Source organism: Pseudonocardia tropica, from assembly GCF_040105315.1.
Lineage (GTDB): Bacteria > Actinomycetota > Actinomycetes > Mycobacteriales > Pseudonocardiaceae > Pseudonocardia > Pseudonocardia alni.
The window spans coordinates 98,059-123,360 of the sequence record NZ_JBEDNP010000002.1; the positions used below are offsets into that span (position 1 = coordinate 98,059).

25 protein-coding genes and 1 pseudogene are annotated in these 25,302 nt (G+C 75.5%); 13 read left to right on the forward strand and 13 right to left on the reverse strand.

Translation table 11 applies throughout. The annotated features are described in order from the left end of the window. Window positions 1-7 precede the first annotated feature (7 nt). A complete protein-coding gene (locus tag WHI96_RS03720; RefSeq protein ID WP_345647071.1) occupies window positions 8-1,309 on the reverse strand; it encodes a lycopene cyclase family protein in 1,302 nt (433 codons plus the stop codon). Next, complete coding sequence (locus WHI96_RS03725; RefSeq protein WP_345647074.1) at window positions 1,306-2,097, reverse strand: SDR family oxidoreductase; 792 nt, start codon at window positions 2,095-2,097, stop codon at window positions 1,306-1,308. The genes WHI96_RS03720 and WHI96_RS03725 overlap by 4 nt, the downstream gene beginning before the upstream one ends. A 148-nt stretch (window positions 2,098-2,245) precedes the next feature. Here WHI96_RS03725 and WHI96_RS03730 point away from each other — a divergent pair, with 148 nt between their 5' ends. The 3 genes from WHI96_RS03730 to WHI96_RS03740 all read left to right on the forward strand — a co-directional run bounded on the left by WHI96_RS03730 (window position 2,246) and on the right by WHI96_RS03740 (window position 6,438). After that, complete coding sequence (locus WHI96_RS03730) at window positions 2,246-3,868, forward strand: ABC-F family ATP-binding cassette domain-containing protein (protein ID WP_345647077.1); 1,623 nt, start codon at window positions 2,246-2,248, stop codon at window positions 3,866-3,868. Between the two features lie 302 nt (window positions 3,869-4,170). Further along, the gene (locus WHI96_RS03735; RefSeq protein WP_010240451.1) at window positions 4,171-4,380 is read left to right on the forward strand and encodes a helix-turn-helix domain-containing protein; all 210 of its coding nucleotides are present in this window, start codon (window positions 4,171-4,173) and stop codon (window positions 4,378-4,380) included. Between the two features lie 165 nt (window positions 4,381-4,545). Further along, window positions 4,546-6,438, forward strand: a complete 1,893-nt coding sequence (locus WHI96_RS03740; protein WP_425571626.1) for an ABC transporter ATP-binding protein — start codon at window positions 4,546-4,548, stop codon at window positions 6,436-6,438. A 19-nt stretch (window positions 6,439-6,457) separates the two neighbouring features. On the opposite strand, the gene WHI96_RS03745 is transcribed toward WHI96_RS03740, so the two are convergent. The 3 genes from WHI96_RS03745 to WHI96_RS03755 are packed head-to-tail and all read right to left on the reverse strand — an operon-like array spanning window position 6,458 to window position 8,685. Then, the gene (locus tag WHI96_RS03745; RefSeq protein WP_345647080.1) at window positions 6,458-7,084 is read right to left on the reverse strand and encodes a DAK2 domain-containing protein; all 627 of its coding nucleotides are present in this window, start codon (window positions 7,082-7,084) and stop codon (window positions 6,458-6,460) included. After that, complete coding sequence (locus WHI96_RS03750; RefSeq protein WP_345647083.1) at window positions 7,081-8,085, reverse strand: dihydroxyacetone kinase subunit DhaK; 1,005 nt, start codon at window positions 8,083-8,085, stop codon at window positions 7,081-7,083. Before WHI96_RS03750 ends, WHI96_RS03745 begins: the two co-directional genes overlap by 4 nt. Window positions 8,086-8,112: 27 nt before the next feature. After that, window positions 8,113-8,685 carry a TetR/AcrR family transcriptional regulator gene (locus tag WHI96_RS03755; RefSeq protein WP_345647088.1) on the reverse strand — a complete coding sequence of 191 codons (573 nt, stop codon included), beginning with the start codon at window positions 8,683-8,685 and terminating at the stop codon, window positions 8,113-8,115. 124 nt (window positions 8,686-8,809) lie between these two features. Between WHI96_RS03755 and egtA the strand changes: the two genes are divergently transcribed. The 6 genes from egtA (at window position 8,810) to WHI96_RS03785 (ending at window position 14,846) form a co-directional block, all read left to right on the forward strand. Continuing rightward, entirely contained in the window at window positions 8,810-10,237 is a 1,428-nt protein-coding gene (egtA, locus tag WHI96_RS03760) for an ergothioneine biosynthesis glutamate--cysteine ligase EgtA (protein ID WP_345647091.1), read from the forward strand. A gap of 68 nt (window positions 10,238-10,305) precedes the next feature. Continuing rightward, window positions 10,306-11,595, forward strand: coding sequence for an ergothioneine biosynthesis protein EgtB (gene egtB / locus WHI96_RS03765; RefSeq protein ID WP_425571630.1), 1,290 nt, complete (start codon window positions 10,306-10,308; stop codon window positions 11,593-11,595). Next, window positions 11,588-12,337: an ergothioneine biosynthesis protein EgtC gene (gene egtC / locus WHI96_RS03770; protein ID WP_345647097.1), complete on the forward strand. Its 750-nt coding sequence runs from the start codon at window positions 11,588-11,590 to the stop codon at window positions 12,335-12,337. Before egtB ends, egtC begins: the two co-directional genes overlap by 8 nt. After that, on the forward strand, window positions 12,334-13,323 hold the full coding sequence (gene egtD, locus WHI96_RS03775; RefSeq protein ID WP_345647100.1) for an L-histidine N(alpha)-methyltransferase: 990 nt from the start codon (window positions 12,334-12,336) through the stop codon (window positions 13,321-13,323). The genes egtC and egtD overlap by 4 nt, the downstream gene beginning before the upstream one ends. Window positions 13,324-13,710: 387 nt before the next feature. Next, a complete protein-coding gene (locus WHI96_RS03780; RefSeq protein WP_345647103.1) occupies window positions 13,711-14,283 on the forward strand; it encodes a class I SAM-dependent methyltransferase in 573 nt (190 codons plus the stop codon). A 59-nt stretch (window positions 14,284-14,342) separates the two neighbouring features. Beyond that, a complete protein-coding gene (locus tag WHI96_RS03785) occupies window positions 14,343-14,846 on the forward strand; it encodes a cupin domain-containing protein (protein WP_345647106.1) in 504 nt (167 codons plus the stop codon). Here WHI96_RS03785 and WHI96_RS03790 read toward each other — a convergent pair. Next, entirely contained in the window at window positions 14,805-15,194 is a 390-nt protein-coding gene (locus WHI96_RS03790) for a hypothetical protein (protein WP_345647110.1), read from the reverse strand. The two genes, WHI96_RS03785 and WHI96_RS03790, sit on opposite strands and share 42 nt — an antisense overlap. 314 nt (window positions 15,195-15,508) lie before the next feature. On the opposite strand from WHI96_RS03790, the gene WHI96_RS03795 reads away from it, so the two are divergent. From WHI96_RS03795 to WHI96_RS03810, 4 genes are all read left to right on the forward strand, one after another. Beyond that, window positions 15,509-16,780, forward strand: a complete 1,272-nt coding sequence (locus tag WHI96_RS03795; RefSeq protein WP_345647113.1) for a reverse transcriptase family protein — start codon at window positions 15,509-15,511, stop codon at window positions 16,778-16,780. 189 nt (window positions 16,781-16,969) lie between these two features. Continuing rightward, window positions 16,970-18,124 (forward strand): Cmx/CmrA family chloramphenicol efflux MFS transporter, encoded by a 1,155-nt coding sequence (locus WHI96_RS03800; protein WP_345647116.1) that lies wholly within the window; start codon window positions 16,970-16,972, stop codon window positions 18,122-18,124. Window positions 18,125-18,152: 28 nt separating this feature from the next. Further along, on the forward strand, window positions 18,153-18,290 hold the full coding sequence (locus WHI96_RS03805) for a hypothetical protein (protein ID WP_345647119.1): 138 nt from the start codon (window positions 18,153-18,155) through the stop codon (window positions 18,288-18,290). 78 nt (window positions 18,291-18,368) lie between these two features. Next, on the forward strand, window positions 18,369-19,661 hold the full coding sequence (locus tag WHI96_RS03810) for an HNH endonuclease signature motif containing protein (RefSeq protein ID WP_345647122.1): 1,293 nt from the start codon (window positions 18,369-18,371) through the stop codon (window positions 19,659-19,661). Window positions 19,662-19,683: 22 nt separating this feature from the next. Here WHI96_RS03810 and WHI96_RS27805 read toward each other — a convergent pair whose 3' ends face one another. The 7 genes and pseudogenes from WHI96_RS27805 to gad form a co-directional block, all read right to left on the reverse strand. Beyond that, the gene (locus WHI96_RS27805; protein WP_425571631.1) at window positions 19,684-20,007 is read right to left on the reverse strand and encodes an NUDIX hydrolase; all 324 of its coding nucleotides are present in this window, start codon (window positions 20,005-20,007) and stop codon (window positions 19,684-19,686) included. Between the two features lie 30 nt (window positions 20,008-20,037). Further along, window positions 20,038-20,367, reverse strand: a pseudogene (locus WHI96_RS27810) (NUDIX hydrolase); the annotation flags it as partial. After that, entirely contained in the window at window positions 20,364-20,750 is a 387-nt protein-coding gene (locus WHI96_RS03820; RefSeq protein ID WP_345647124.1) for a VOC family protein, read from the reverse strand. The pseudogene WHI96_RS27810 and the gene WHI96_RS03820, both read right to left, overlap by 4 nt. Window positions 20,751-20,888: 138 nt before the next feature. Next, the gene (locus tag WHI96_RS03825; RefSeq protein ID WP_345647127.1) at window positions 20,889-22,211 is read right to left on the reverse strand and encodes an extracellular solute-binding protein; all 1,323 of its coding nucleotides are present in this window, start codon (window positions 22,209-22,211) and stop codon (window positions 20,889-20,891) included. After that, window positions 22,208-23,035, reverse strand: a complete 828-nt coding sequence (locus tag WHI96_RS03830) for a carbohydrate ABC transporter permease (RefSeq protein WP_345647130.1) — start codon at window positions 23,033-23,035, stop codon at window positions 22,208-22,210. Before WHI96_RS03830 ends, WHI96_RS03825 begins: the two co-directional genes overlap by 4 nt. Continuing rightward, window positions 23,032-23,439 (reverse strand): carbohydrate ABC transporter permease, encoded by a 408-nt coding sequence (locus tag WHI96_RS03835; RefSeq protein ID WP_345647133.1) that lies wholly within the window; start codon window positions 23,437-23,439, stop codon window positions 23,032-23,034. Before WHI96_RS03835 ends, WHI96_RS03830 begins: the two co-directional genes overlap by 4 nt. Window positions 23,440-23,901: 462 nt before the next feature. Further along, window positions 23,902-25,296: a glutamate decarboxylase gene (gene gad / locus WHI96_RS03840; protein WP_345647136.1), complete on the reverse strand. Its 1,395-nt coding sequence runs from the start codon at window positions 25,294-25,296 to the stop codon at window positions 23,902-23,904. Window positions 25,297-25,302: the final 6 nt, after the last annotated feature.

Sequence of the window (25,302 nt, forward strand, 5' to 3'; positions counted from 1 at the left end):
CCTCCCGTCATCGCCCTTTCGAGTGAAATGCGGCGGCCGATCGCAGCATGTGCGCTCGGACGGGTGGCGGAGCGGCCCGGAACACGCCGGCCATCCCGGTGAGGGTGCCGGTCAGATCGTCGCGGCCGGTGAGGAACGCGCGGCCGCTGCTGCCGGCGAAGAACGCGTCGAAGAAGTCCGGCACCAGCTGCGGCGGCATCTCCAGCACGGTGCGCAGCCCGTGCCGGCGCAGCCGGTGCACCGCGCGGGCCGACCGGGGCCAGAGCAGCCGGCGGGCCGCCGTCGTCGCGGCGGCGGGGTCGTGCGGCAGGTGCCGGGCCAGCTCCGCGGCCAGCCGCGGGGCCAGCCCGAGCGCGGGGGCGACGCTGAACCCGGTCGCGGGGTGCACCAGCGGGGTCGCCGCACCGAACCCGACGGGGTGCCGCGGGCCGCGGGGGGTGTCGACCGGGAAGCGCACCCGCTCGACGGGGGCGTCGTCGGGCACGGTGACGCCCGCCCCGGCGAGCCGGACCGCGAGCCGGGCGCGCAGCTCGGGCAGCCCCAGCCCAGGCCGTCGCGCCAGCGAGGTCTCCTCGAGCAGGACGGTCCCGTCGCCGTAGGGGACGGCGTAGAGGAACGTCGGCCAGTCCGTCCACCCCGGGCGGTGCGGGCCGGGGGAGCGCCAGTCCATGAAGACGGCCTCGCCGGGCCCCACCACCGGGGCGGCCACCCGCTCGTCGACGACGACGCCCCACGCGGTCTGCTCGGTCCCGCCCGCCGGGCCGGGGCGCAGCCGCGACGGCGCTCCCGTCGCGTCGACGACCAGGGCCGCGTCGACGACCCGCGCCGCGTCGACCCCCGGGGCCCCGCCGTCGCCGCCGCTCCCGGTCCGGCCGCCCGGAGGGTGCAGCCGCACCCGGTACCGGTGGCCGTCGGATCGGACGTCGTCGGCGGCGGCGCGCCCGGGCAGGACCGTGACCCCGGCGAGCCGGACGTCGAGGTGGGCGCGCAGCCCGGCCGTGTCGAGCACCGCGTACGGGCCCAGCGCGCGGGTGCGACCGCCGGGCAGCACGGCCACCGCCTCCGGGCGGGTCGCGACCATCGCCGCCGGCAGGTGCGGGGGCAGCTCCTCGGGCCACGCGCAGTAGGTCGCCGTCCACGCCCGCTCCGGGGCGGGATCGGCGAGCGTGGTGCGCAGCCCGGTCTCCGCGCACGCCGCCGCGAGCGCCCGACCGGCCGGCCCACCGCCGAGTACCAGCACGTCGGCCACCGTCGTGCCGCGGGCACCCGACCGGCTCGACGACGCCGTCCCGCTCGTCGTCCCGGTCATCGCGGGCCCGGCCGGTGCCGGCCGGCGGACAGGCTGCCGCCGTCGATCCGCAGGGTCGCCCCGGTGACCCAGGACGCGGCGTCGGAGACGAGGAACGCGACCGCCTCGGCGACGTCGGAGGGCTCGCCGAGGCGGCCCAGCGGGTAGCCCGCGACGACGGACGCCTCGTCGCGGGCGTAGAGCGCCTCGGCGAACCTCGTCCGCACCACGGCCGGGGCGACCGCGTTGACCCGGACGCCGGGACCGAGCTGGCCGGCCAGCTCCTCGGTCAGGGTGAGCAGCGCCGCCTTCGACGCCCCGTAGGCCCCGATGACGCCGGTGGGCCGCAGCGCCGCGACGGAGGCGACGTTGACGACCGCGCCGCCGTGCGCACCCATCCACACCCGGTGCGCCTGCTGGACGAACCCGAGCGCGGCGACCACGTTGACGTCGAGGATCTTGCGGACCGCGTCGAGGTCGGCCTCGACCAGCGGTCCGTGCTGGGGGTTGATCCCCGCGTTGTTGACCAGCACGTCCAGCGAGCCGAACGCGGCCACCGTCGCCTCCGCCGCGGCGGCCCGGTGCGCCGCGTCCCCGACGTTGCCGGCGACGGCGAGCACCCGGCCGGTGCCGTGCCCCGCGGCGGCCGCGAGCTCCGCCGCCGCCGCGTCGAGCTCCGGGGCGCGCCGGCCGGTGATCGTCACCGACGCGCCGCGCGCCAGCAGCGCGGCGGCGACGCCGTACCCGATGCCCCGCGAGGCGCCGGTGACCAGCGCCGCCCGGCCGGCCAGGGAGGTGAGATCGGTCATGGGGCCCGACCCTACGTGGGGGATCGGGTGGACCCGGCCGGTAGTCTGGTCGCGTGATCCTGATCGAGTAGACCGCTCCCCGGGTACGGCTGTGCCCGCATCGGTCCTCTCAGCGTCACTCCTCGTCCTCCGTCTGGAGCTCTTCCACGTGATCACCACGACCGACCTCGAACTGCGCGCCGGATCCCGCATCCTGCTCTCCGGTGCCACCCTGCGGGTGCAGCCCGGCGACCGGATCGGCCTGGTCGGGCGCAACGGCGCGGGCAAGACCACCTCGATGCGGGTGCTGGCCGGCGAGGGCGAGCCGTACTCCGGGCAGCGGAGCGCGAACTCCCCGGTCGGCTATCTGCCGCAGGACCCGCGCGAGGGTGACCTGTCGGTCACGGCGAAGGACCGGGTGCTCTCGGCCCGCGGCCTGGACGTGCTGATGGCGAAGATGGAGAAGGCGCAGACGGCGATGGCCGAGCTGGCCGACCCGGCCGCGAACGACAAGGCGGTCCGTGAGTACGGACGGCTCGAGGAGCGGTTCTCCGCTCTCGGCGGCTACGCCGCGGAGTCCGAGGCCGCGCGGATCTGCACGCACCTGGGCCTGCCCGAGCGGGTGCTGGCCCAGCCGATGCGCACGCTCTCGGGCGGCCAGCGCCGGCGCGTGGAGCTGGCCCGGATCCTGTTCGCCGCCTCCGACGGCGGGTCGCAGTCGGCGACCACGCTGCTGCTCGACGAGCCCACCAACCACCTCGACGCCGACTCGATCACCTGGCTGCGCGGGTTCCTGCAGCAGCACGAGGGCGGTCTGGTCGTCATCAGCCACGACACCGACCTGCTGGCCGCGGTGGTGAACAAGGTCTGGTTCCTCGACGCGACCCGCGGCGAGGCCGACCAGTACAACATGGACTGGAAGCGGTACCTGGAGGCGCGCTCCACCGACGAGAAGCGTCGTCGCCGCGAGCGGGCCAACGCCGAGAAGAAGGCGTCCGCGCTGCACGTCCAGGCCGCCAAGATGGGCGCGAAGGCCACCAAGGCCGTCGCCGCCAAGAACATGGCCCGCCGGGCCGACGCACTGCTCGCCGGTCTCGACGACGAGCGCCAGGCCGACCGCGTCGCGCACATCCGCTTCCCGACCCCGGCGCCCTGCGGGCGCACCCCGCTCACCGCGGAGAACCTGTCCAAGGCCTACGGGTCGCTGGAGGTGTTCACCGGGGTGGACCTCGCGGTGGACCGCGGGTCGAAGGTCGTGGTGCTGGGCTTCAACGGCGCGGGCAAGACGACGCTGCTGCGGATCCTGGCCGGCACCGAGGAGTCCGACTCCGGCGGGGTCGTCCCCGGACACGGGCTGCGACGGGGCTACTTCGCCCAGGAGCACGACACGCTCGACATGGACGCCTCGGTCTGGGACAACATCCGCCACGCCAGCCCGGACGCCGCCGAGCAGCAGCTGCGGACCCTGCTCGGGTCGTTCATGTTCTCCGGGGAGCAGCTCGAGCAGCCCGCCGGGACGCTGTCCGGCGGTGAGCGGACCCGGCTCGCCCTGGCCGGCCTGGTGTCGTCGGCCGCGAACGTGCTGCTGCTCGACGAGCCCACGAACAACCTGGACCCGGCCAGCCGCGAGCAGGTGCTCGACGCGCTGCGCCGCTTCGAGGGCGCCGTCGTGCTCGTCACCCACGACCCGGGTGCGGTCGAGGCGCTGGAGCCGGACCGGGTGATCGTGCTGCCCGACGGCACCGAGGATCACTGGTCGGCCGACTACCTGGAACTCGTCCAGCTCGCGTGACCGGTCGCCGCACGCCGCGGTGATCACCCGACCGGACCACCAAGATCATCGGCCGTGCCCGGCCGTAGCGCGGGCGGCTGCCGGAATCGTGCACGACCCGTTCCGAGGGGGTAATGCATTGCGCTGCCCGACGGATGACGATTCCGAACGGTACTCGCGGCGCTGCGCCGTTCGGGGTAACCGTTCGCCGATCGCGTTTTCCGCGTTCTGGTCATAAATCGTCAACTGGATCATCATGGCCTGATCGTCGCGCCTGATGCGGCGGTCCGCGGGGGCATCCGCGGAGGGGATGAGGAGGGCCGATGGCCGAGCTCAAGAAGGGCGCCCGGATCACCGGGACTCAGCGGGGCAAACTCGCTGCCGACCTGAAGAAGAAGTACGAGAAGGGCGCCAGCATCCGTTCGCTGGCCGAGCAGACCGGGCGGTCGTACGGATTCGTCCACCGGGTCCTGTCCGAGACGGGTGTGACGCTGCGCGGTCGCGGCGGCGCCACCCGCACCAAGAAGAAGTAGTCCTCTCGTCGGCGCCGCCGACCGGGTCGAGAAGCGAGCCCGGCGCGGCGCCGTCGTGTGTCCGGGGTGCGGTGCGGGTGCCGCGCACTCCGACCACCGCGCCCGCCCGCCGTACGCGCCGTAACGTGAACCCTCGCCGTCCACCACCGGCGAAGGGGAACACCGTTGGATCGCCCGCTCGCCCTGATGCGCGGGGTCATCCGGGGGGCGGACTCGACGTCCGTCCGCCGTGGCTCCATCGCGCGGGGCACCTGGCCCCGGATCTGGGGCTTCGTCCGGCCCTACCGCCGCTGGCTCCTGTCCTACCTGGCCCTGACCACCGTCACCGCGGTGATCGGGGTCGCGACACCGGTGCTGGCCGGGCGCGTGGTCAACACGATCGTCGCGGCGAACGACCTGCCCGACGCCGCCCGCGTCGTGATGGTGATCGCCGGGGCGATCGCCGGGATGGCCGTCCTGGAGGCGGTGGTCGGGCTCGCCGGCCGTTGGTTCTCCGCGCGGCTCGGTGAGGGCCTCATCGAGGACCTGCGGGTGGCGGTGTTCCGCCACGTCCAGTCGATGCCGCTGGCGTTCTTCTCCCGCACCCGGACCGGGGCGCTGGTCAGCAGGCTCAACAACGACGTGATCGGCGCCCAGACCGCCATCACCGGCACCCTGTCCACGGTGCTGTCCAACAGCATCCAGCTCGTGCTCGCCATCGCGGTCATGATCGGTCTGGCCTGGCAGGTCACCGTGCTGGCGATGCTGCTGCTGCCGGTGTTCGTGCTCCCGGCCCGGCGGATGGGGACCTGGCTCGCCGAGCTGCGCCGCGAGGCCGCCGAGCTCAACGCCACCATGGGCAACCAGATGACCGAGCGGTTCTCCGCGCCCGGCGCCACCCTGGTGAAGCTGTTCGGCGACCCCGACTCCGAGGCCGCCGTCTTCCGCGGCCAGGTGTCGCGGGTGCGCGACATCGGTGTCCGGTCGGCGATGGTGTCGCGGCTGTTCGTCACCGCGCTGCAGCTGGTGTCGGCGCTGGCCCAGGCCATGATCTACGGACTCGGCGGCTACCTCGCGGTGACCGGGGCGATCCCGGCGGGCACCGTCGTCGCCCTCGGGCTGCTGCTGACCCGGCTCTACACACCGATGACGGCGCTGGCCAACGCCCGCGTCGACGTGATGACCGCGCTGGTCGCCTTCGAGCGGGTGTTCGAGGTGCTCGACCTGCGCCCGATGCTGACCGAGCGGCCCGACCCGGCCGCGCTGCCCGACGGCCCCGTCGACGTCGCCCTGCGCGGGGTCCGGTTCACCTACCCCAGCGCCACCGACGTCTCCCTGGCCTCGCTGGAGGAGGTCGCGGTGCTCGACCAGCGGGTCAACGCCGAGGTGCTGCACGGCGTCGACCTGCACGTCCACGGCGGCGGGCTGCTGGCCCTGGTCGGCTCGTCCGGGGCCGGGAAGTCCACGCTCGCCTCGCTGGTCCCACGCCTCTACGACGTCGACGCCGGCTCGGTCGAGCTGTCCGGGGTGGACGTGCGGGACCTGTCGTTCGCCACGCTGCGTGGGGTCGTCGGCATGGTCACCCAGGACGGGCACCTGTTCCACGACACCATCGCCGGGAACCTGCGCTACGCCTCGCCCGCCGCCACCGACGACGAGATGGTCGACGTGCTGCGCCGCGCCCGGCTCGGCGACCTGCTCGACACGCTGCCCGACGGCCTCGACACCGTGGTGGGGGAGCGCGGCTACCGCCTGTCCGGCGGCGAGCGCCAGCGACTGACCATCGCCCGGTTGCTGCTGGCCCGCCCGCGGGTGGTGATCCTCGACGAGGCCACCGCCCACCTGGACTCCGAGTCCGAGGCCGCGGTGCAGGAGGCGCTGGCCGAGGCGCTGGTGGGGCGGACCGCGATCGTCATCGCGCACCGGCTGTCGACCGTGCGGGCGGCCGACCGGATCGCGGTGCTGGAGGGCGGGCAGGTCGTCGAGTCCGGCACCCACGACGCGCTGCTGGCCGCCGACGGGCGCTACGCCACGCTCTACCGCACCCAGTTCCTCCCGGCGGCGACGACCGCGGGCTGAGCCCCCGACGGGCCGGGGTTCAGACCCGGCCCGCCAGCGGGTCCGCCACCTCGGCGCCGGGCTCGGCGACCGCGGCGACCGCGGCGAACAGCAGCGCGACGCCGACCGCGCCGGGGTCCGGCGCGCCCTTCGCACGGTCGCCGACGTAGGACGCGCGGCCGTGCCGGGCCGCGAGCTCCGCGGTCCGCTCGGCGCCGTCGAGGGCCGCGGCCGCCGCGGCGGCGTACCCCGCCCGGTCGAGCGCGGTCAGGGCCGGGGCCAGCGCGTCGACCATCGTCCGGTCGCCCACCTCGGCCTCGCCGACCCGCTGGATCGCGGTCAGCCCGGCCCGGGCGCCCGCGGCGAACGCGGCCGTGCCGGCCGAGCCGTAGGACAGCGCGCGGGCGATCTCGGAGAACAGCAGTCCCAGCAGCGGGCCGCTGGTGCCGCCGACCTCGTCGAGGAAGACCTCGCCGAGCGCGCCGAACCCGCGCTGCGGTCCGCGGTCGGCCAGCGCGACGGCCAGCCGGACCCCGGCGCGCAGGTTGTCGCCGTAGTCGCCGTCGCCGGAGTGCTGGTCGAGGTCGGTGAGCACGCCGTGGCCGTCCTCGACGGCCCGGGCGAAGCGGGCCAGCACGGCGTCCTGGTCGAGGGGGTGGCCGGTCATGAGGTCTCCGTCCGGGGGAAGGCGGTCGTCTGCGCCGGCGCGGCCCACAGGCCCGTCCACTCCGGGCTCATCCGGGTCAGGGTGAACGAGAACCCGGCCATGTCCAGGGCGGGCACGAACGTGCCGACGAGCAGGCCCACCCGCTCCAGCCCGCGTGCCTCCAGCCCGGCGGCGGCCAGCTCGGCGAGCACGTAGAGCTCCAGCAGCGCCGTGCCCCCCATGCCGTTGACGACCAGGACGACCTGGTCGGGTCCGTCGGGCAGGCCCGCGACGACCTCGTCGAGCATCCGGTCGACGAGCTCCTCGGTGGGCGGCCGGTCGACCGAGCGCCGGGCCCGCTCGCCGTGGATGCCGACGCCGTAGTCGAGCCGCCCGTCGAGGGCGAAGGCGGGTTCCCCGGTGCGCATCGAGGTCTGCGCGCGGGAGGCGACGGCGAGGCTGCGCGAGGCGGCGGCGACGTCCGCACCGAGTGTCGCGAGCTCGGCCAGCCCGGCGCCGGTGTCCGCGGCGGCGCCGAGGATCTTCTCGACGACGACGGTCGCCCCGGTCCCGCGCCGCCCGGTCGCGGTGTCGAGCCCGTCGGTGGCCAGGTCGTCGTCGACGAGGGCCCGGGCGACGTCGACGCCCTCCATCCGCAGCCGCTCGGCGGCGATGCCGAAGTTGATCCGGTCCCCGGTGTAGTTCTTCACGACGTGGACCACCCCGCCCGGGCCCGCGGCGGCCCGGGACGCGTGCAGCACGGCCTTGTTGTGCGGGGAGGTGAACACCGGGCCGGGGGCGACGGCGTCGAGCATCCCGCGGCCGAGGAACCCGGCGTGCAGCGGCTCGTGGCCGGAACCCCCGCCGGAGACCAGCCCGACCCGCCTGCCCGGCGCCCGGTGGCGCGCGACCAGGTGGATCGGGTCCTCGTGCAGCACGACGAGGTCGGCGTGGGCCCGGGCGAACCCGCGGACGGCGGCCGGGACGGGGTCGTCACCCGCCGGGTGGAAGGGGAACGGCATGGCGCCGATCATGCTGGCCGGGGGCGGTCAGCGCATCAACGGCGCGCGGACGGCGTTCTCGACGAGGTCGAGCACCGGCCCGAGGTCGTCGGCGGGCAGGCCCATCGCCAGGTGCGAGACCAGCCCCTCCAGGACCAGCTCCAGGTACTGGGCGAGCACCGGGACCGGCACGTCGTCGCGCAGCGCGCCGGCCGCGGCCTGGCGTTCCAGCCGGGCCCGGGTCGCGGCGGTCAGCGCGCCGGAGTGCTCCTGCCAGCGGGCCTGGAACTCCGGCTCGGTGCGCAGCCGCCGGGAGACCTCCAGGCGGGTGCCCAGCCAGCTGCGGTCCGAGCCGCCGCGCAGCAGGTCGCGCATGACCTGCACCAGGCCCTGCTCGGCGACGACGTCGGCCATCCGGGTGGCGTCCTGCTCGGCCAGGGCCAGGAACAGCGCCTCCTTGTCGCGGAAGTAGTGGAAGATCGCGCCACGGGACAGCCCGGTGTACTCCTCGAGCCGCCGGACGGTGGCGCCCTCGTAGCCGTGGTCGGCGAAGCAGGTCCGGGCACCGGTGAGGATCTGCTGCCGGCGTGCGGCGAGCTGGTCGGTGCTGACACGGGGCATGCGCCACAGTATTCCGTACGCTTGTCCTGCATGTGGGGACGGTCGTGTCGCCGGTCACCTGAGGTACCGAGGACCACGATTTCATCGCGTGCGGGTGTCACACGGCGGGGGTAGCGTCGACGTGGTGACCCCAAACGACCAGAGCACCGACGGTGTGCTCCGCAGCGTGGGGGAGGCCGAGGCCTACGTGGCCTCGGTCTGCTTCAAACACGGCCCCCCGACCCTGGCCGGTGTCGAGATCGAATGGATGCTCCACCGACCCGGTCGACCGGCCGACCCGGTCGACCTCGACGCCGTGCGTGCCGCTCTCGGCCCACACCGCCCGGCCTCTCTGGACCCCGCCTCGCACGCGGCCCCGCTCCCCGCGGGCGGCACCGTGACCGTCGAGCCGGGCGGCCAGATCGAGATCTCCAGCGCTCCCGCTGACTCGCTCGAGGCCCTCCTCGGCGCCCTCGGCGCCGACGCAGCCCACCTCCACGGTCTGCTCGCCGAGCAGGGCCTGCGGCCGCACGACCGCGCCGCCGACCCGGTCCGGCCCGCCCGGCGGCTGCTGGACCTGCCGCGCTACGCGGCCATGGAGTGCGTGTTCGACGGCGTCGGCCCGCACGGGCGCAGTGGCATGTGCTCCACCGCCGCGGTGCAGGTCTGCCTCGACGCCGGCCCGGCCGCCGGGATCGCCGACCGCTGGGCGGCCCTGCACGAGCTGGGCCCGGTGCTCGTGGCGGCGTTCGCGAACTCGCCGGTCCAGCACGGCAGACGCACCGGCTGGAAGTCCTCCCGCCAGGCGTGCTGGCTCAGCCTCGACCCGGCCCGCACCGCACCGCCGCCGACCGCGGAACCCGGGCAGGACGCCGCGGGGGTCTGGGCCCGCCGGGTGCTGCACACCCCGCTGCTGTGCGTGCGCGGCACCGGGACCTGGTCGGTCCCGGTCGGGGTCACCTTCGCCGACTGGGTGTCCGGCCGCGCCCGCGGCGGGGTCCTCGACCGGCCCCCGACACTGGCCGACCTCGACTACCACGTCTCGACCCTGTTCCCGCCGGTCCGCCCGCACGGGCACCTCGAGGTGCGCTACGTCGACGGCCAGGCCGGCGACGACTGGGCGCTGCCCACCGCGGTGCTGCTGGCGCTCACCTCCCCGGGCCCGGTCGTCGACCGGGTCCGCGAGCTGTGCGAGCCGGTCCGCGACGAGTGGGTCGCCGCCGCGCGCGACGGGCTGGAGCACCCCGGTCTCGCCGCCGCGGCCGCCGGCCTGTTCCCGCTGGCCTGCGACGTGCTGGCCGCCGCGGAGCACCCGCTGACCACCGTGCCGGGCCCGCTTCTGGCCCGGCTGCGCGAGGTCACCGAGCGGCGCGTGCTGCAGGGGCGCTGCCCCGCCGATGACATCGACCCCGCCGAGCAGGGTGCGGGCCCGACCGCCGATCCGTTCCCGCCGGGGCTCCATCTGGGTTCCGCCCTGCCCGGCGCGCCCGCCGCACGAGAGGTGACCGGTCGAGAACCCGGCCGGTCCGCCGTCGACACCGCCGACCAGGCTGCCCAGGAGGACGTGGCATGACCGCCGATCCCGCCGTTCCCGCCGGACCGCTGACCGGCCCCGCGACCCCGGGGGAGAGCCCGGAGACGATGCGTACCCGCGTCGCCGCCCTGCTGGGCCGCTCCCGCGAGCGCAGCACCGCGCTCACCGCCCTCGACGACGGCGAGCTGGCCGCCCAGCACTCGCCGCTGATGTCGCCGCTGGTCTGGGACCTCGCGCACATCGGGTCGATGGAGGAGCTGTGGCTCGTCCGCGACGTGGGCGGCCGCGAGCCGCTGCGCCCGGAGATCGACGGCCTCTACGACGCGTTCCAGCACTCCCGTTCCTCGCGGGTCGAGCTGCCGCTGCTCACCCCGGCCGAGGCCCGCGGCTACGTCGCCGAGGTGCGGGACAAGGCGCTCGACGCGCTGCACCGCAGCCCGCTGCGTGGTCGCCCGTTGGAGGCCGAGGGCTTCGCGTTCGGGATGATCGTGCAGCACGAGCAGCAGCACGACGAGACCATGCTCGCCACCCACCAGCTGCGCTCCGGGCGGCCGGTGCTCGACGCCGCCCCGCCGCCCCGTCCGGCCGGTGCGGTCGACCCGGCCGCGGAGGTGCTCGTCCCGGCGGGCCCGTTCGAGATGGGCACCTCGGCCGAGCCGTGGGCGCTGGACAACGAGCGGCCCGCGCATGTCGTGGACCTGCCCGCGTTCCGGATCGACGTGCACCCGGTGACCAACGGCGCCTTCGCCGCGTTCGTCGACGCGGGCGGCTACGACGACCCGCGGCTGTGGACCGACGCCGGGTGGGCGCACCGCACCGAGGAGGGACTGGTCGCGCCGCGGTTCTGGTCCCGCGACAGCGACGGCACCTGGTGGCGGCGCCGGTTCGGCGTCGTCGAGCGGGTGCCCGACGACGAGCCCGTCGTGCACGTGTCCTTCCACGAGGCGCAGGCCTACGCCCGCTGGGCCGGCAAGCGGCTGCCCACCGAGGCGGAGTGGGAGAAGGCCGCCCGCCACGACCCGGCGACCGGCCGCTCGCGGCGCTTCCCCTGGGGCGACGACAAGCCGCGCCCCGAGCACGCCAACCTCGGACAGCGCCACCTCCAGCCCGCCCCGATCGGCTCCTACCCGGCGGGCGCGTCCGCGTTCGGCGTGCAGCAGATGGTCGGCGACGTCTGGGAGTGGTGCGACTCCGGCTGGCACCCCTACCCGGGGTTCAGTGTGTTCCCGTACCCCGAGTACTCCGAGGTGTTCTTCGGCGGGGACTACGCGGTGCTGCGCGGCGGGTCGTTCGGCACCGACCCGGCGGCGATCCGGGCGACGTTCCGCAACTGGGACCACCCGATCCGCCGGCAGATCTTCGCCGGGTTCCGGCTGGTCCGCGACGCCGGTGTGTAGGCACCTCGCGTACCTGGGGGAGCCGGCCACACTGGCGTCGCTGGTCCTGGAGCCGGAGCACGGGCTGCTCGCGCAGTCCTACGCACCGGCCGACATGCGCGGCGGCGGCACGATCAACGCCGACGGCCACGGCACCGGCTGGTACCCGCCCGGCAGCACGACGCCGGTGCGCGTCCGGTCGGCGTCGCCGCTGTGGGCCGACACCTCCTACGCCGCGCTGGCCGGGGCGACGACGTCGGGCGCCGTGCTCGCCGCCGTCCGCTCGGCGACGGTCGGGATGCCGGTGACGGCGACCGCCGCCGCCCCCTTCACCGACGGGCGGTGGCTGTTCAGCCACAACGGCGTCGTCCGCGGCTGGCCGGACTCCCTCGCGGCCGTCGCGGCGGCGCTGCCCGTCACCGACCTGATGACCCTCGACGCCCCCACCGACGCCGCGCTGCTGTGGGCGGTGGTCCGGCGCGGTCTCGCCGACGGCGCCGACCCCGCCGACCTGCTGGCCCGGGTCTGCGCCGACACCGAGCGGAGCGCACCCGGCTCGCGGCTGAACCTGCTGCTGACCGACGGCACGACGATCTGGGCCACGGCCTGGCGGCACGCACTCGCCGTCCGGGCCGGACCGGCGGGCGTCACCGTCGCCTCCGAACCCACCCATGCGTTCCCCGACTGGATCCGGGTGCCCGACCGGCACCTGGTGGTGGCCCGACCGGGCCACCACGAGAGTCATGACCTAGGAGCTCCGTGAGCACTCCCGGCGCCATCCAGCTGGACGTCCACCTCTCCGACACCGATGCCGACACCGCGCTGCGGTCCGACGTGCGCCGCGGCCTCGCCGCGTCGCCGAAGGAGCTGCCGCCGAAGTGGTTCTACGACGCCCGGGGGTCCGAGCTGTTCGAGCGGATCACCGAGCTGCCCGAGTACTACCCGTTCCGCACCGAGCGGGCACTGCTCACCGACTCCGCGGACGACATCGCCCGGTCCTCGGGCGCCGACACCGTCGTCGAGCTGGGATCCGGGTCGTCGACCAAGACCCGGCTGCTGCTCGACGCGTTCGCCCGTGCCGGGACGTTGCGCCGCTACGTTCCGCAGGACGTCAGCGAGTCGGCCCTGCGCGGCGCGATCGACGAGCTGCACCGCGACTACCCGGAGCTGGAGCTGCACGGGGTGGTCGGTGACTTCACCCGCGACCTGGACCGGCTGCCCGGCGCCGACCCCGGCGGGAAGCGGATGATCGCCTTCCTCGGCGGCACGATCGGCAACCTGATGCCCGGCCCGCGCCACGACTTCCTGGTCCACGTCCGCTCGGTGCTGCAGCCCGGTGAGCAGCTCCTGCTCGGCACCGGCCTGGCCACCGACCCGGCTGTGATGGTCCCCGCCTACGACGACGCCGCCGGGGTCACCGCGGAGTTCAACCGCAACGTGCTGCACGTGCTCAACCGGGAGCTCGACGCGACCTTCGACGTCGACGCGTTCGACCACGTCGCCGTCTGGGACGCGGAGAACTCGTGGATCGAGATGCGGCTGCGCGCCACCCGCGACATGCGGGTCCGGATCGCCGACCTCGACCTCGACGTCGTGTTCGCCGCGGGGGAGGAGCTCGCCACCGAGATCTCGGCGAAGTTCACCCCCGCGACGGTCGACGCGTTCGCCGCCGCCGCCGGGTTCGCCACGACGCGGCGCTGGGTCGACCCCGACGCGCGGTTCGCGCTGACCCTGCTCACCGCCGCCTGAGGTCCGGCGGTGCTGCCCCGGCCGGGCGCAGCACCGCCGACGGCGTGGTCCCGGTCTCCCGGCGGAACGCCGCGACGAACGCCGAGGGCGTCGCGTAGCCGACGTGCCGGGCGGCCCGCGGCCGGCTGCCCCAGCGACCCGCATCCGCACGGCGCCCGCCACCGGCCCGGGCCCACCCCGGGCCCACCCCGGTCCCGGCCCGGGACAGCCGGGCAGGGTGCTTTCCCCCGCCCCGACGGCCCGCTCCCGGGCGGCGGTGTCCGGGGCGTCGGCGGTGTCGTCAAGCAGGGCCGGGGCGACCCGGCGGGCCCTCGGGTCGGCGGGCAGGACGAGCCCCGTCCGCCGGACGGCTCCCGGGCACCGCGGCCGGCGCCTAGCGTCGAGGGCATGGCGATGAACGCGCTGCACCGACGGATCTGCCGCTCCGACTCCTGGGCCGACCGGATGCACGGGACGACACTGCCCTGGGCCACCCGCGACGTCGACCTCACCGGTGAGGTCCTGGAGATCGGCCCCGGCTACGGCGTCACCACCCGCTGGCTCGCGCCGCGCACCGGGGCGCTGACCGCGCTGGAGGTGGATCCGGTGCTGGCCGCGGACCTGCGCGCGGGCCTCGGGGGCGAGCTCGGCGTCGACGTCCGGCACGGCGACGGCGCCGCTCTGCCCTTCCCGGACGGCAGCTTCGACGCCGTCGTCTGCTTCACGATGCTCCACCACGTCCCGACGCCCGGCGAGCAGGACCGGCTCTTCGCCGAGGCCGCGCGGGTACTGCGTCCCGGCGGCACGTTCGCCGGCATCGACTCCCGGATGACGCTGCGGTTCCGGACGATCCACATCGGGGACACCCTGACCGCGGTCGACCCGGTGACGCTGCCGCGGCGGCTCGGGGCGGCCGGGCTCGCACGGCCGGAGACCGAGCTGGGTGCGCGGTCGTTCCGGTTCCGGGCCGGCCGCGGCTAGGGCCGAGGGGCACGAGCACCGACTGGCGCCACGACGGCGTCCGGGTCGTCCCCGGCGACATGCTCGACGCCGACACCCCGCAGACGCCGGGCATGCACCGCGCCGCCGCCGTCACCGGGGACCGGGTCGGCGCGCAGCGGCTGTGGGCGGGGACGGTGACCATCCACCCCGGCGCCCGCACCGGCGCGCACCACCACGGGGAGCTGGAGAGCGTCATCTACGTCGTCCGCGGCCGGGCCCGGATGAAGTGGGGCGAGAACCTCGAGTCCACCGCCGAGGCGGGCCCGGGCGGGTTCATCGTCGTGCCGCCGTTCGTGCCGCACCAGGAGATCAACGCCCTCGACGACGAGCCGCTGGAGTGCGTGCTGACCCGCTCCGGTCAGGAGCCGATCGTGGTCGACCTCGACATCACCGGGGTGTCCGATCCCGAGCACGTCCCCTGGGGCGACCCCCTGCACCCACGGCACCGAGCAGCGTCACCGCGAGGGCGAGGGCCAGCAGCGTCCCCAGCACGACGTCGATCACCGGCCACGCCCGCACCGGCGGGTCCAGCCCCAGGGTGAACACGGCCAGCGGGTCCACCAGCCGCCCGCGGTAGGCGAGCAGCGTCGCCGGGCCCAGTGCGAGCAGCAGCCCCACGACCCGGCCCACGGTGCCCGACGTCCCGGGTGTCGGCGCCCCCACAGCGCCGAGAGCGCGAGCAGCACGAGCCCCGCCAGGATCAGCGGGAGCCAGGCCCGCCACAGCCCGACCGGCAGCACCGGGACCGGCGTCCCCTGCCGGAAGACCAGGCCCGGAACCTGCTGGAGGACCACCAGGACGGCGACCACCGCGGCGACGACCGGCGTCGCCCGGGACGGCCCTCCGGACGGCTTCCCGCCGGGCGGCTCCTCGGACGGCACGGCGCTCACGGTGGCCGACGATACGGGGCCGTCCCGGCCGTCCGGCCGTCACCGCGTCGGGTGGGCGCCCGCGGGGCGGTCCGACCGGTAGCGTCGGTGCCGATGCGGCGGCGGACGGACGAGCAGGCGGCCGCCCCGGTTCCGGCCGGGGCCCGCGACTCCGGGGCAACCCCGGGGTGCACCGGCACGATGCAGCACGGCGTCCCGCGCGCGGGTGGCAGGACGGCGCTGCCGGCGGCGCGCGGCGGACGGAGAACACCGGTCGACCCCCGCCGCCGCATCACCCCGCGGTCCTGGGGCCGCCGCACGGCGCGGGGCCGCTGATGGCACCGGACCCGGCGGCGATCGCCGCGGCCGCCTGCGCCGGGCGCTGGGGCACGGACCCGCTGACCGAGCGGCTCGCCCGGCTCGGCGGCTGGTCGGGCCCCGACGAGCTGGCCGGCGTCGTGGGCGCGCTCGTCGCCCGGCGGCGCCGCGCCCCGCGCGGATCCCAGGCCGGTGTCGAGGCCGAGGTCGCCGCGCTGCTGGCGGGGCCGCGCCGGCACCGGCCGGTCGTCCAGCCCGACCCGGTGTGGCGCCTGCCGGTGCCGCGCTGGACGGACCTGCCCGCGCTGGCCGCCGCCCTGCACCTCGACGACGGCGAGCTCGCCTGGTTCGCCGACCCCGGCGGCTGGCTGCGCCGCGCCCCGGACGGCCCGCTGACCCACTACCGGCGGCACTGGACGCCGTCGCGTTCCGGGACGCCGCGCCTGGTCGAGGCACCCGCCCCGCGGCTGGCCGAGCTGCAGCGCCGGATCGTGCGCAGCGTGCTCGACCGGATCCCGGTGCACCCGGCCGCGCACGGCCACGTCCGCGGCCGCGGCCCGCACACCCTCGCCGCGGAGCACCGGGCCCGGCCGATGGTGCTGCGCCTGGACCTGGAGGGCTTCTACTCCCACGTCACCGGTGGCCGGGTCGCCGGACTCCTGCGGGTCGCGGGGTACCCGCCCGCCGTCGCCGCCGCCGTCGCCGGGCTTCTCGTCACCACCACCCCGCCCGGGGTGCTGCGCGCCTGCCCGCACCGGGGCGACCCCGCCCCGCGACGACGGCTGCTCGACCGCCTCGCCGCACCGCACCTGCCGCAGGGGGCGCCGTCGTCGCCGACGGTCGCGAACCTGCTCACCTACGGGCTGGACCGGCGGCTGAGCGGCCTGGCCGCCGCGGTCGGCGCCGCCTACGGCCGCTACGCCGACGACCTCGTGTTCTCCGGCGACGCGACGCTGCCGGTGCAGGGCCTGGCGCAGCGGGTGGCCGCGATCGCCACGGAGGAGGGCTTCCGCGTCCGCCCGGACAAGACCCGGATCATGCCCGCGCACCACCGCCAGCGGATCGTCGGGCTCGTCGTGAACGGCAGCGAGCCCGCGGCGTCGCGCCGCGACCACGACGAGCTCCGCGCGATCCTGCACAACGCGGCCCGCACCGGCCCGGACGCCCAGAACCGGGCCGGGCACCCCGCGTTCCGCGAGCACCTGCTGGGACGGATCGCCTGGGTGGGGCACGGGCGCCCGGCCCGGGCGGCGCGGCTGCGGGAGCTGTTCGACCGCATCGTCTGGTGAGCGGCCCGTGAGCGGAAACGGCGGGCGCCGGGGGAGCGCGGCGGCTACGGTGACGGCCGTGAGCAGCCCGGAGTCGAACAGGCGGTAGCCACCGGTCCCCACCGGTGGCGGCGACCTCCCCTGCCCGCTCCCGGTGACGAGGCCGGACCGGCGTCCGTTCCACGACCCCGTCACCCACGGAGTTCCACCGTGCTGCTCGTCGTCCTCGCCTGCGCCGTCCTCGCGCAGGCCACCTCGGAGTTCATGCTCGCCGGGCTCGTCCCGGACATCGCCGCCGACCTCGGCGTCACGCCGCTCGCCGCCGGGTCGCTGACCTCGGCGTTCGCCGTCGGGATGGTCGTCGGCGCGCCGCTCGTGGCGCTCGCCGCCCGCCGGCTGCCACCGCGGCTCGCGCTGCGGGGGTTCCTCGCCGCGTTCGTCGCCGTGCACGTCGCCGGGGCGCTGGCACCCGGACTCGGGGTCCTGCTGGTCACCCGGGTGCTCGCGGCGCTGTGCACCGCCGGGTTCCTCGCCGTCGCCCTGTCGGTCGCGGTCGCCGCCGTGCCCCCGGAGCGCACCGCCCGCGCGACCGCGACCCTGCTGTCCGGCACGACCCTCGCCCTGATCGCCGGCGTCCCGGCCGGCGCGCTGGTCGGGCAGGCGTTCGGCTGGCGGGCGACGTTCTGGTCGGTCGCGGCGGTCGCCGCCGTCGCGCTGGTGGGGGTCGTGGCCGGGGTTCCGGCCGACGAGGGCGGCCGGGCACCCGCGCCCGGCCTGCGGGCCGAGCTGACGGTGCTGCGCCGGGGCGCGGTCGTACGGACACTCGCGCTCGGCGCCCTGGTGAACGGATCGACGTTCGCCGCGCACACCTACCTGGCCCCGCTGCTGGCGACGGCGGGCGGCCCGCCCGCCGTACCCGCCGGGCTGCTGCTGTTCGGGGTCGGCGCCGCCGCCGGGGTGGGCGTCGCGGGCCGGTTCGCCGACACCCGCACCCGTCCGCTGCTGCTCGTCGCGGGCGGCGCGCTGCCGCCGGGCTGGGCGGCGCTCGCCGTCGGTGCCGGGCACCCGGTGGCGGTGCTCGCGCTGGTGGGCCTGCTGGGTGCGCTCGGGTTCGCGGTCGGCTCGACGCTGATCGCCCGGGCGCTGACCCTCGCCCGTGAGGCGCCGACCCTCGGCGGCGCGGTCGCCACCGCGTCGCTGAACGCCGGGGCGACGGTGGGCCCGCTGCTGGGCGGTGCGGGACTCGCCGCCGCCGGGCCCACCGGTCCGGTGTGGACGGCGGCGGCGCTGGCCCTGGTCGCCGCGCCACTGCTAGCGACCGTCGCACGGCCGCCACGCGCCGCACCGGAACGCGTCGTCTCGTGAGCAGGCGCGGCGGGAGTACCTGGAGCAGTTGCAGGCCGAGCAGTCCGAGGTCGTCGGCGACGGGCTGGAGGTCGCCTGCTCCGACCCGTCCAGCACGTACTACGGCACCGCTGCCTGCGGCTCGGACCTGGACGGCGACGGTGTCATGGACGGCTTCACGGGCTGAGCCGCCGCTCGTCGTACTCGGATCGCCGCCCAGCTCAACGACCTGTAATCGAACACATGGTCGAGTAGAGTCAGGTGCGTGGACGAGCTCCGGCAGACCGACGACGAGGCACTCCTCGTCGCGGTCGCGGCCGTCCAGGAACGGATCAACCGCGAGTCCGCGTCCCTGGTCGCACTCGTCGCGGAGGTCGTCACCCGCGGGCTGGCCGGGGCGAAGGGGTTCCGTGACACCGCGGACCTGCTGCGCACGGTGCAGAACGTCGCGCTGTCCACCGCCCGCGCCCGCGTCGACGCCGCCCGGAAGCTCTCGCCGCTATTCCTGATCACCGGCGACCAGGTGGACCCCGAGCTGCCGGTGCTCGCCGAAGCTTTCGAGGACGGTGCGGTCACCGCGGAGCACGTGCGCGTGATCATCCGGGTGCTCGCCTCGCTGCCCCCGCACCTCGGCGAGCACCGGCCGGTGCTGGAGGCCGACCTCGTCGCCCACGCCCGGACCCTGGATCCCGATGCGGTGGACACGCTCGGCAGGCGGGCCGTCGCGCTGCTGGATCCCGACGGGCCGCGTCCGCGGGAACCGAAGCCGACCCGCAACCGGCTCGCGTTGCGTCCGCGGGGGTCGGGGTTCGAGGCGCGGGGCTGGTTGGACACCGAGTCCGCCGCGGTCCTGCGCAGCGCGCTGTCGCCGCTGACCGCCCCGGTCCCGCCCGACGGCGCCGGGCAGCCACGGGACGAACGCTCCACGGCCGAGCGCAACGGGGACGGCCTGGTCGAGCTGGCCCGTCGGTTGCTGGCGGTGGGGGATCTCGGCGTCGAGAACGGACAGCCGGTGGCGCTGACCGTGACGGTGCCGCTGGAGACCCTGACCTCGGGTGCCGGGGCCGGGTTGCTCGGGTTCGGTGCGGGTGGGTCGTCCGCGGCGATCGCGGCGGAGGATGCGTTGCGGCTGGCGTGTGATGCGCGGGTGGTGCCGATCGTGCTGGCGTCGACGGGGGAGCCGTTGTTCGTCGGGCGCGAGCAGCGGCTGGCGACGCGGGCGCAGCGTCGGGCGCTGGCCCAGCGCGACGGCGGGTGCGCGTTCCCGGGGTGCGAGTCGCCGCCGCAGTGGTGCGTGGCCCACCACGTGACCCGCTGGGCAGCGGGTGGTCCCACGGCTCTGGACAACTTGGTGCTGCTGTGTCCGCACCACCATCGCATGATCCACATCGGGGACTGGGTGGTCGAGATCGACGGCGGGTTCCCGGTGTTCCATCCACCGCCCTGGGTGCCGGGCGGGCCCCGGCGCAACCCGCTCCACCGGCCCGACCTGCTCGCCCCACGAACCCCTCGGCACAGTGCTCCGGTGCTGCTCGACGCCGTCCTGGCCTCGTCGTGAGTGGCCTACGCGCGCGCCGCGGTCACAGCGACTCCCACTCCAGCTCCGGGCCGGGCGGCCACGGCCGCTCCCACCCGCCCAGGCGCAGCACCGCGTCGACGACGTCGCCGGTGAACCCCCACACCACGTCGTCGCCCACCCGGAACCCGGGACCCCGCCAGACGCCGCCGCCGGCCCGGAGCCGGAACCGGTGCGCCGGGTCGGCCAGCACCGCCAGCGGCACGTGCAGCACCGCGTCGGTCTCGGCCGGGTCGACCGCGTGCAGCCGGGTCGGCGTCCGCCAGTGCCCGAGCACCGCGGTCACGTGGAACCCGGTCAGCAGGATCAGCCGCGGCAACATCGCCACGACGTCCACACCGGACGGGTCGAGCCCGGTCTCCTCGGTGGCCTCCCGCAGCGCCGTCGCGGCCGGGTCGGCGTCGCCCGGGTCCGCGCGGCCCCCGGGGAAGGAGATCTCCCCGGAGTGGTGGCGCAGCCGTCGGGCCCGCCGCTGCAGGACGACCTCCGGGCCGTCCGGGCCCTGCCCGAGCAGTACCAGTACGGCCGACTGCCGGGGCCCGAGGGTGGTCGGCGGGCAGGTCGTTCGTGCTGATGTCGCGCGGCCCGGCGTGCTCCAGCCCGCGCAGCAGCGGCCCCATCCAGTCCGGGGCCCGGCCGGGGTCGGGCCGGGCGGCGCCGAGCCAGCGCCGGGCCGCGGCGACGTCAGACATACGGCCGGGTGATCATCTCCAGATAGTGACCGGCCGGGTCGAGGAAGTACACCCCGCGCCCGCCGTGCCCGTGGTTGATCTCCCCGGGACGGGTGCGCTGCGGGTCGGCCCAGTGCTCCGTCCCGTCCTCGACGAGGCGGGCGTACGCGCGGTCGAACAGCGCGTCGTCGACGAGGAACGCGTAGTGCTGCGGCTGGATCTCGGGCACCACGTGGAGGGGCAGATCGGCGAACTGGACGAGGACACCGCCGTCGAGGGCGATGTTGGTGAACGGCCCCCCGGACGGCGCCTCGGCCGCCTCCAGGACGTGCCGGTAGAACGCGGCGGAGGCCACCCGGTCCCGGGTGGCGATGATCGTGTGGTTGAACGTGCAGGTCATACGGGTCTCCTGACGACAGCGGGGACCACGCGAACGACCTGCGGAAGGAGCTGCGCCCGCGGGCCCGTGCGGGACTGGCGAGAACTCCTTCCGGCTGGGCCCATCGGGGGCGCACCGCGGAGGTTATCAGCCCCCGGGTCAGCGCAGCGCCGCGTTGCCGATGTCCTGCGCGGCCCGCAGCCCCGGGCCGACCGGGACCCGGCCGGCGAACAGCTCGTCGAGCGCGGGCTCCATCGCCGTCGTCGCCGCGCCCACCTTCGGGCCGGACGGGGCCGGGGTCGTCGGGCCGTCCGCGACGAACTCCCGGGTGTCGACGCCGCGCCGCGCCCAGTAGTCGAACCAGCCCCGCTGGGCCGCCGTCACCGCGGGCAGCCCGGCGCCGCCGTCGCCGACCGGGGCGGCGCCCTCGGGGGATCCCAGCCAGCGCAGCACCCGAAGGATCTCCGGGCGCTTCGGGCTGTCGGCGTTGCCGGCGGCGACGATGCTCGACACCACGCTCACCCGGCCCCGCGGGCCCTCGACCATGGGGGCGACGCCCCAGTCGAACGTGGCGCCCTCGGCGATGTTGGCGAGGTTGTAGGTGCCGCTCTGGAACAGCGCCATCCGGCCCTGCAGGAACTGGTCGCGGCTGAAGTCCGGATTCTGGTTCGTGTCCGCCGCGGACGGCGCCACCCGCTCGGTGTTGATCATGTTCACGAGGTAGCCGAACGCCTGCTCGCCCGCGGGCGTCGCGACGTCGAAGGTCTCGTCGGGCGCCTGGAGCCGGCCACCGGCCGAGCCGAGGAAGTCCAGGTAGATCGCCTGCAGGTCCCGGCCGGCGTTGAAGCCGTACTGGCGCACGGTGCCCGGGTCGAACCCGGGCGTGCCGGCGCTGCGCCCGGCGGCGTCGCGGGTCAGCCTCCGGGCCGCGGGGAGCAGGGTGTCGCGGGCCGGGTCGGTGGGGTCCCAGCGCAGCGCGGCCGGGTCGACGCCCGCCGCGCGGACGAGGTCCCTGTTGTAGAACACGGCGATCCGGCCGTCGGTCACCACCGGGACGCCCCACAGGGTCCCGCCGCGGGTGTACTGCGCGACGGCGGCGTCCACCCAGCCGGCGCGCTGGTCGGCGAGCGCGGCACCGACGTCGATCAGCTTCCCGGCGTCGGCGAACGCCCCGAAGTTCGACGAGTTGACCCAGTAGACGTCGGTCGCGGTGCCGGACGCGACGTCCAGCGGCAGCGAGGTGAAGTAGTCCTCGAACGGCACCTGCACGAGCTCGACCCGGATGTCCGGGTTGGCCTGGGAGAACGCCGCGAACGAGCGCTCGTAGGCCGCCGCGATCTGGGTGTCCCACAGCCGCAGCGTCACCGTGGTGACGCCGTCCGTGCCGTCTCCGGTGGAGTCGTCGAAACGGGACGCCGGTGAGCACGCCGCCAGCAGCAGCACCCCGACCAGCGCCAGGGCGGCGCCGAGCCGCCGTCTCACCGGAACCCCGTGATCGTGATCGAGCGGACGACGCTGCGCCGGAACACCAGGAACAGCACGATCAGCGGGACGATCGCGACCGTCGTCGCCGCCATCACGACCGGCCAGTTCCCGTTGTACTGCGTCTGCAGCCCGGCGGTCGCCACCGTCATCACCTGCCAGGTCCGGCCGGAGGTGATGACCAGCGGCCACAGGAAGTTGTTCCAGTGCGTCACCACGGTGATCACCGCCAGGGTCGTGAGGATCGGCCGGCTCACCGGCACGACGACGTGCCGCAGGATCCGGACCGTCCCGGCGCCGTCGAGCCGGGCGGCGTCGATCAGGTCCTGCGGGATGGTCCGGAAGTGCTCACGCAACAGGAAGATCGCGAACGGCGACCCGAGCACGTAGGGCAGGACCAGCGCCCAGAACGTGTTCCGCAGCCCCACCTCGGTCATCATCAGGTACAGCGGGATCACCGTCACCGCCTGCGGCACCATCAGCGTCCCCAGGTACACCCAGAACAGCGCGTCCCGGCCGGGGAACTCCAGGCGGGCGAACGCGTACGCGGCCAGCACCGAGAACAGCAGCTGCCCCACCAGGACGACGACCACCACCTGGGCGGTCACCGCGATCGGGGTCACGAAGTCGTAGTCCCGGCCGAACAGGGTCACGATGTTCTCCACCGTCGGCGGGGCCGGCGGTGACAGCACCGGCGTCGACGCGAACTGCCGGGTCGTCTTCAGCGCCGTCGACACGCTCAGCACGAACGGCGCCAGCGTCGCCACCGCGCCCACCAGCAGCGCGACCAGCACGGCCGCGTCGACCAGCCTGCCCCGCCTCACGTGTCGAGCTCGTAGGTCGTGCGACGGCTGAACCACCGCTGCTGGGCCACGGTCACCACCACCAGGATCACGAACAGCACCATCGCCATCACCGCGGCCTGCCCGACCGCGCGGTTCTCGAACGCCTCGTAGTAGATCCGCCCGGCGACGACGTCGGTGACACCCTGCGGGCCGCCGTTCGGGGTGAGCGCGTACACCGAGTCGAACACCTGGAAGCTGGAGATCACCCCGGTGACCAGCACGAAGAACAGCGTCGGGCGCAGCAGCGGGAGCCGGATCCGCCACAGCAGCTGCCACGCCGACGCCCCGTCGAGCCGGGCCGCCTCCACGATCGTGTCGGGGATGGCGCGCAGCCCGGCCAGGAAGAACAGGGCGACGTAGCCGACCTGGGTCCAGGCGGTCACCGCGGCGACCGACGGCAGCGCCAGCGCCGGGTCGGCCAGCCACTCGACGCGGATCCCGAGCAGCGCGTTGAGCGCCGTCGGTGGGGGACAGGATCCACCGCCACACCACGCCCAGCACCAGCGGCGCGCAGATCCACGGCAGCACGAACACCACCCGGAACACCGTCGTCCCGGGGAGCCCGCGGTCCAGCAGCAGCGCGGCCGCCAGCCCGAGCACGGTCTGCACCGGGATGACGATGAGCACGAAGAACGCCGTCACCAGCAGGGACCGGGCGAACCGGCCGTCGGCGGCGACCGCGGCGACGTTGTCCGGCCCGACGAAGGTCCGCGGCCCGACCAGGTCCCACCGGAACAGTGCCAGCCCCGCCACGATCAGCACCGGGACCAGCAGGAACAGCACCACGCCCACCAGGCTGGGCGCCAGCAGCAGGTACGCCGTGCGGGTGTCCCGCCGGGCCCGGCTCACGTGCCGTGCGCGAAGCCCGCGGCCTCGCTCCCGCGGACCGGACCGGCCTGGCGGCGCAGCCGCTCCAGCACCCGCGCCAGGTCGTCGAGCAGCAACGCGGCCAGGTCGTGGCTGAACCCGTTGCGCACCACGATCCGCAGCGCCGCCAGGTCCTCCCGGTTCTCCGGGAACGTGTACGCCGGGACCAGCCACCCCGTCTCGCGCAGGCCGGCCGACACGTCGAACACCGAGAACGGCTCGCCGTCGGCGACGGTGAACGCGAACACCGGCAGCTGCGAGCCGTCGGTGAGCAGCCGGAACGCACCCGTGGCCTCGATCCGCCGGGCCAGCCCGGTCGCGATCTCCCGGCAGGTGCCCTGCACCCGGGCGTAGCCCTCGTGCCCCAGCCGCAGGAAGTTGTAGTACTGGGCGATCACCTGGCCGCCGGGGCGGGAGAAGTTCAGCGCGAACGTCGGCATGTCACCGCCGAGGTAGTTCACCCGGAACACCAGGTCCTCGGGCAGCGCGTCGGTGTCGCGCCACACCGCCCACCCGACGCCCGGGTGCACCAGGCCGTACTTGTGGCCGGAGGTGTTGATCGACGCCACCCGCGGCAGCCGGAAGTCCCACTCCAGGTCCGGGTCGCAGAACGGCGCGACCATCGCCCCGGAGGCGCCGTCGACGTGCACCGGCACGTCCAGCCCGGAGCGGGACTGCAGGTCGTCCAGCGCCGCGCACAGCTGCGCGACCGGCTCGTAGCTGCCGTCGAAGGTGGACCCGAGGATCGCGACGACGCCGATGGTGTTCTCGTCGCAGAGCGCGACGGCCTCCTCGGCGCCCAGGTGCAGCCGGTCGCCCTCCATCGGGACCAGCCGCGGCTCCACGTCCCAGTAGTTCGCGAACTTGTCCCAGCAGATCTGGACGTTCACGCCCATCACGATGTTCGGCCGGTCCGTCGGGAGGCCCGCCGCCTTCCGCCGGTGCTGCCAGCGCCGCTTGAGCGCCAGCCCGCCCAGCATGCACGCCTCCGACGAGCCCGTCGTCGAGCAGCCGACGGCGCGCCCCGGGTCGGGGGCGTGCCACAGGTCGGCGAGCATCCGCACGCACCGCTGCTCCAGGTCCGCGGTCCGCGGGTACTCGTCCTTGTCGATCATGTTCTTGTCGAAGGACTCGGCCATCAGCCGCTCGGCCTGGGGCTCCGCCCACGTCGTGACGAACGTGGCCAGGTTCAGCCGGGCGTTCCCGTCGAGCATCAGCTCGTCGTGCACGACCTGGTACGCGATCTCCGGGCGCATCCCGGTGTCGGGGAGGCGGAAGCGGGGGATGTCGACGGGCTCCGCGGCGAAGACCGGGTTGACCGGGACCGCGCGGTCGTCGCCGCGGTCCTCCGAGGGTGAGTGCGCACCGGGCATGATCCG

Excerpts from the sequence above, each read along its gene's own strand:
- WHI96_RS03720 (WP_345647071.1), bottom strand. The coding sequence starts at position 1,309 with ATGACCGGGACGACGAGCGGGACGGCGTCGTCGAGCCGGTCGGGTGCC.
- WHI96_RS03725 (WP_345647074.1), bottom strand. The coding sequence starts at position 2,097 with ATGACCGATCTCACCTCCCTGGCCGGCCGGGCGGCGCTGGTCACCGGC.
- WHI96_RS03735 (WP_010240451.1), top strand. The coding sequence starts at position 4,171 with ATGGCCGAGCTCAAGAAGGGCGCCCGGATCACCGGGACTCAGCGGGGC.
- WHI96_RS03745 (WP_345647080.1), bottom strand. The coding sequence starts at position 7,084 with ATGACCGGCCACCCCCTCGACCAGGACGCCGTGCTGGCCCGCTTCGCC.
- WHI96_RS03750 (WP_345647083.1), bottom strand. The coding sequence starts at position 8,085 with ATGCCGTTCCCCTTCCACCCGGCGGGTGACGACCCCGTCCCGGCCGCC.
- WHI96_RS03755 (WP_345647088.1), bottom strand. The coding sequence starts at position 8,685 with ATGCCCCGTGTCAGCACCGACCAGCTCGCCGCACGCCGGCAGCAGATC.
- egtB (WP_425571630.1), top strand. The coding sequence starts at position 10,306 with ATGCGTACCCGCGTCGCCGCCCTGCTGGGCCGCTCCCGCGAGCGCAGC.
- WHI96_RS03780 (WP_345647103.1), top strand. The coding sequence starts at position 13,711 with ATGGCGATGAACGCGCTGCACCGACGGATCTGCCGCTCCGACTCCTGG.
- WHI96_RS03785 (WP_345647106.1), top strand. The coding sequence starts at position 14,343 with ATGCTCGACGCCGACACCCCGCAGACGCCGGGCATGCACCGCGCCGCC.
- WHI96_RS03795 (WP_345647113.1), top strand. The coding sequence starts at position 15,509 with ATGGCACCGGACCCGGCGGCGATCGCCGCGGCCGCCTGCGCCGGGCGC.
- WHI96_RS03820 (WP_345647124.1), bottom strand. The coding sequence starts at position 20,750 with ATGACCTGCACGTTCAACCACACGATCATCGCCACCCGGGACCGGGTG.
- gad (WP_345647136.1), bottom strand. The coding sequence starts at position 25,296 with ATGCCCGGTGCGCACTCACCCTCGGAGGACCGCGGCGACGACCGCGCG.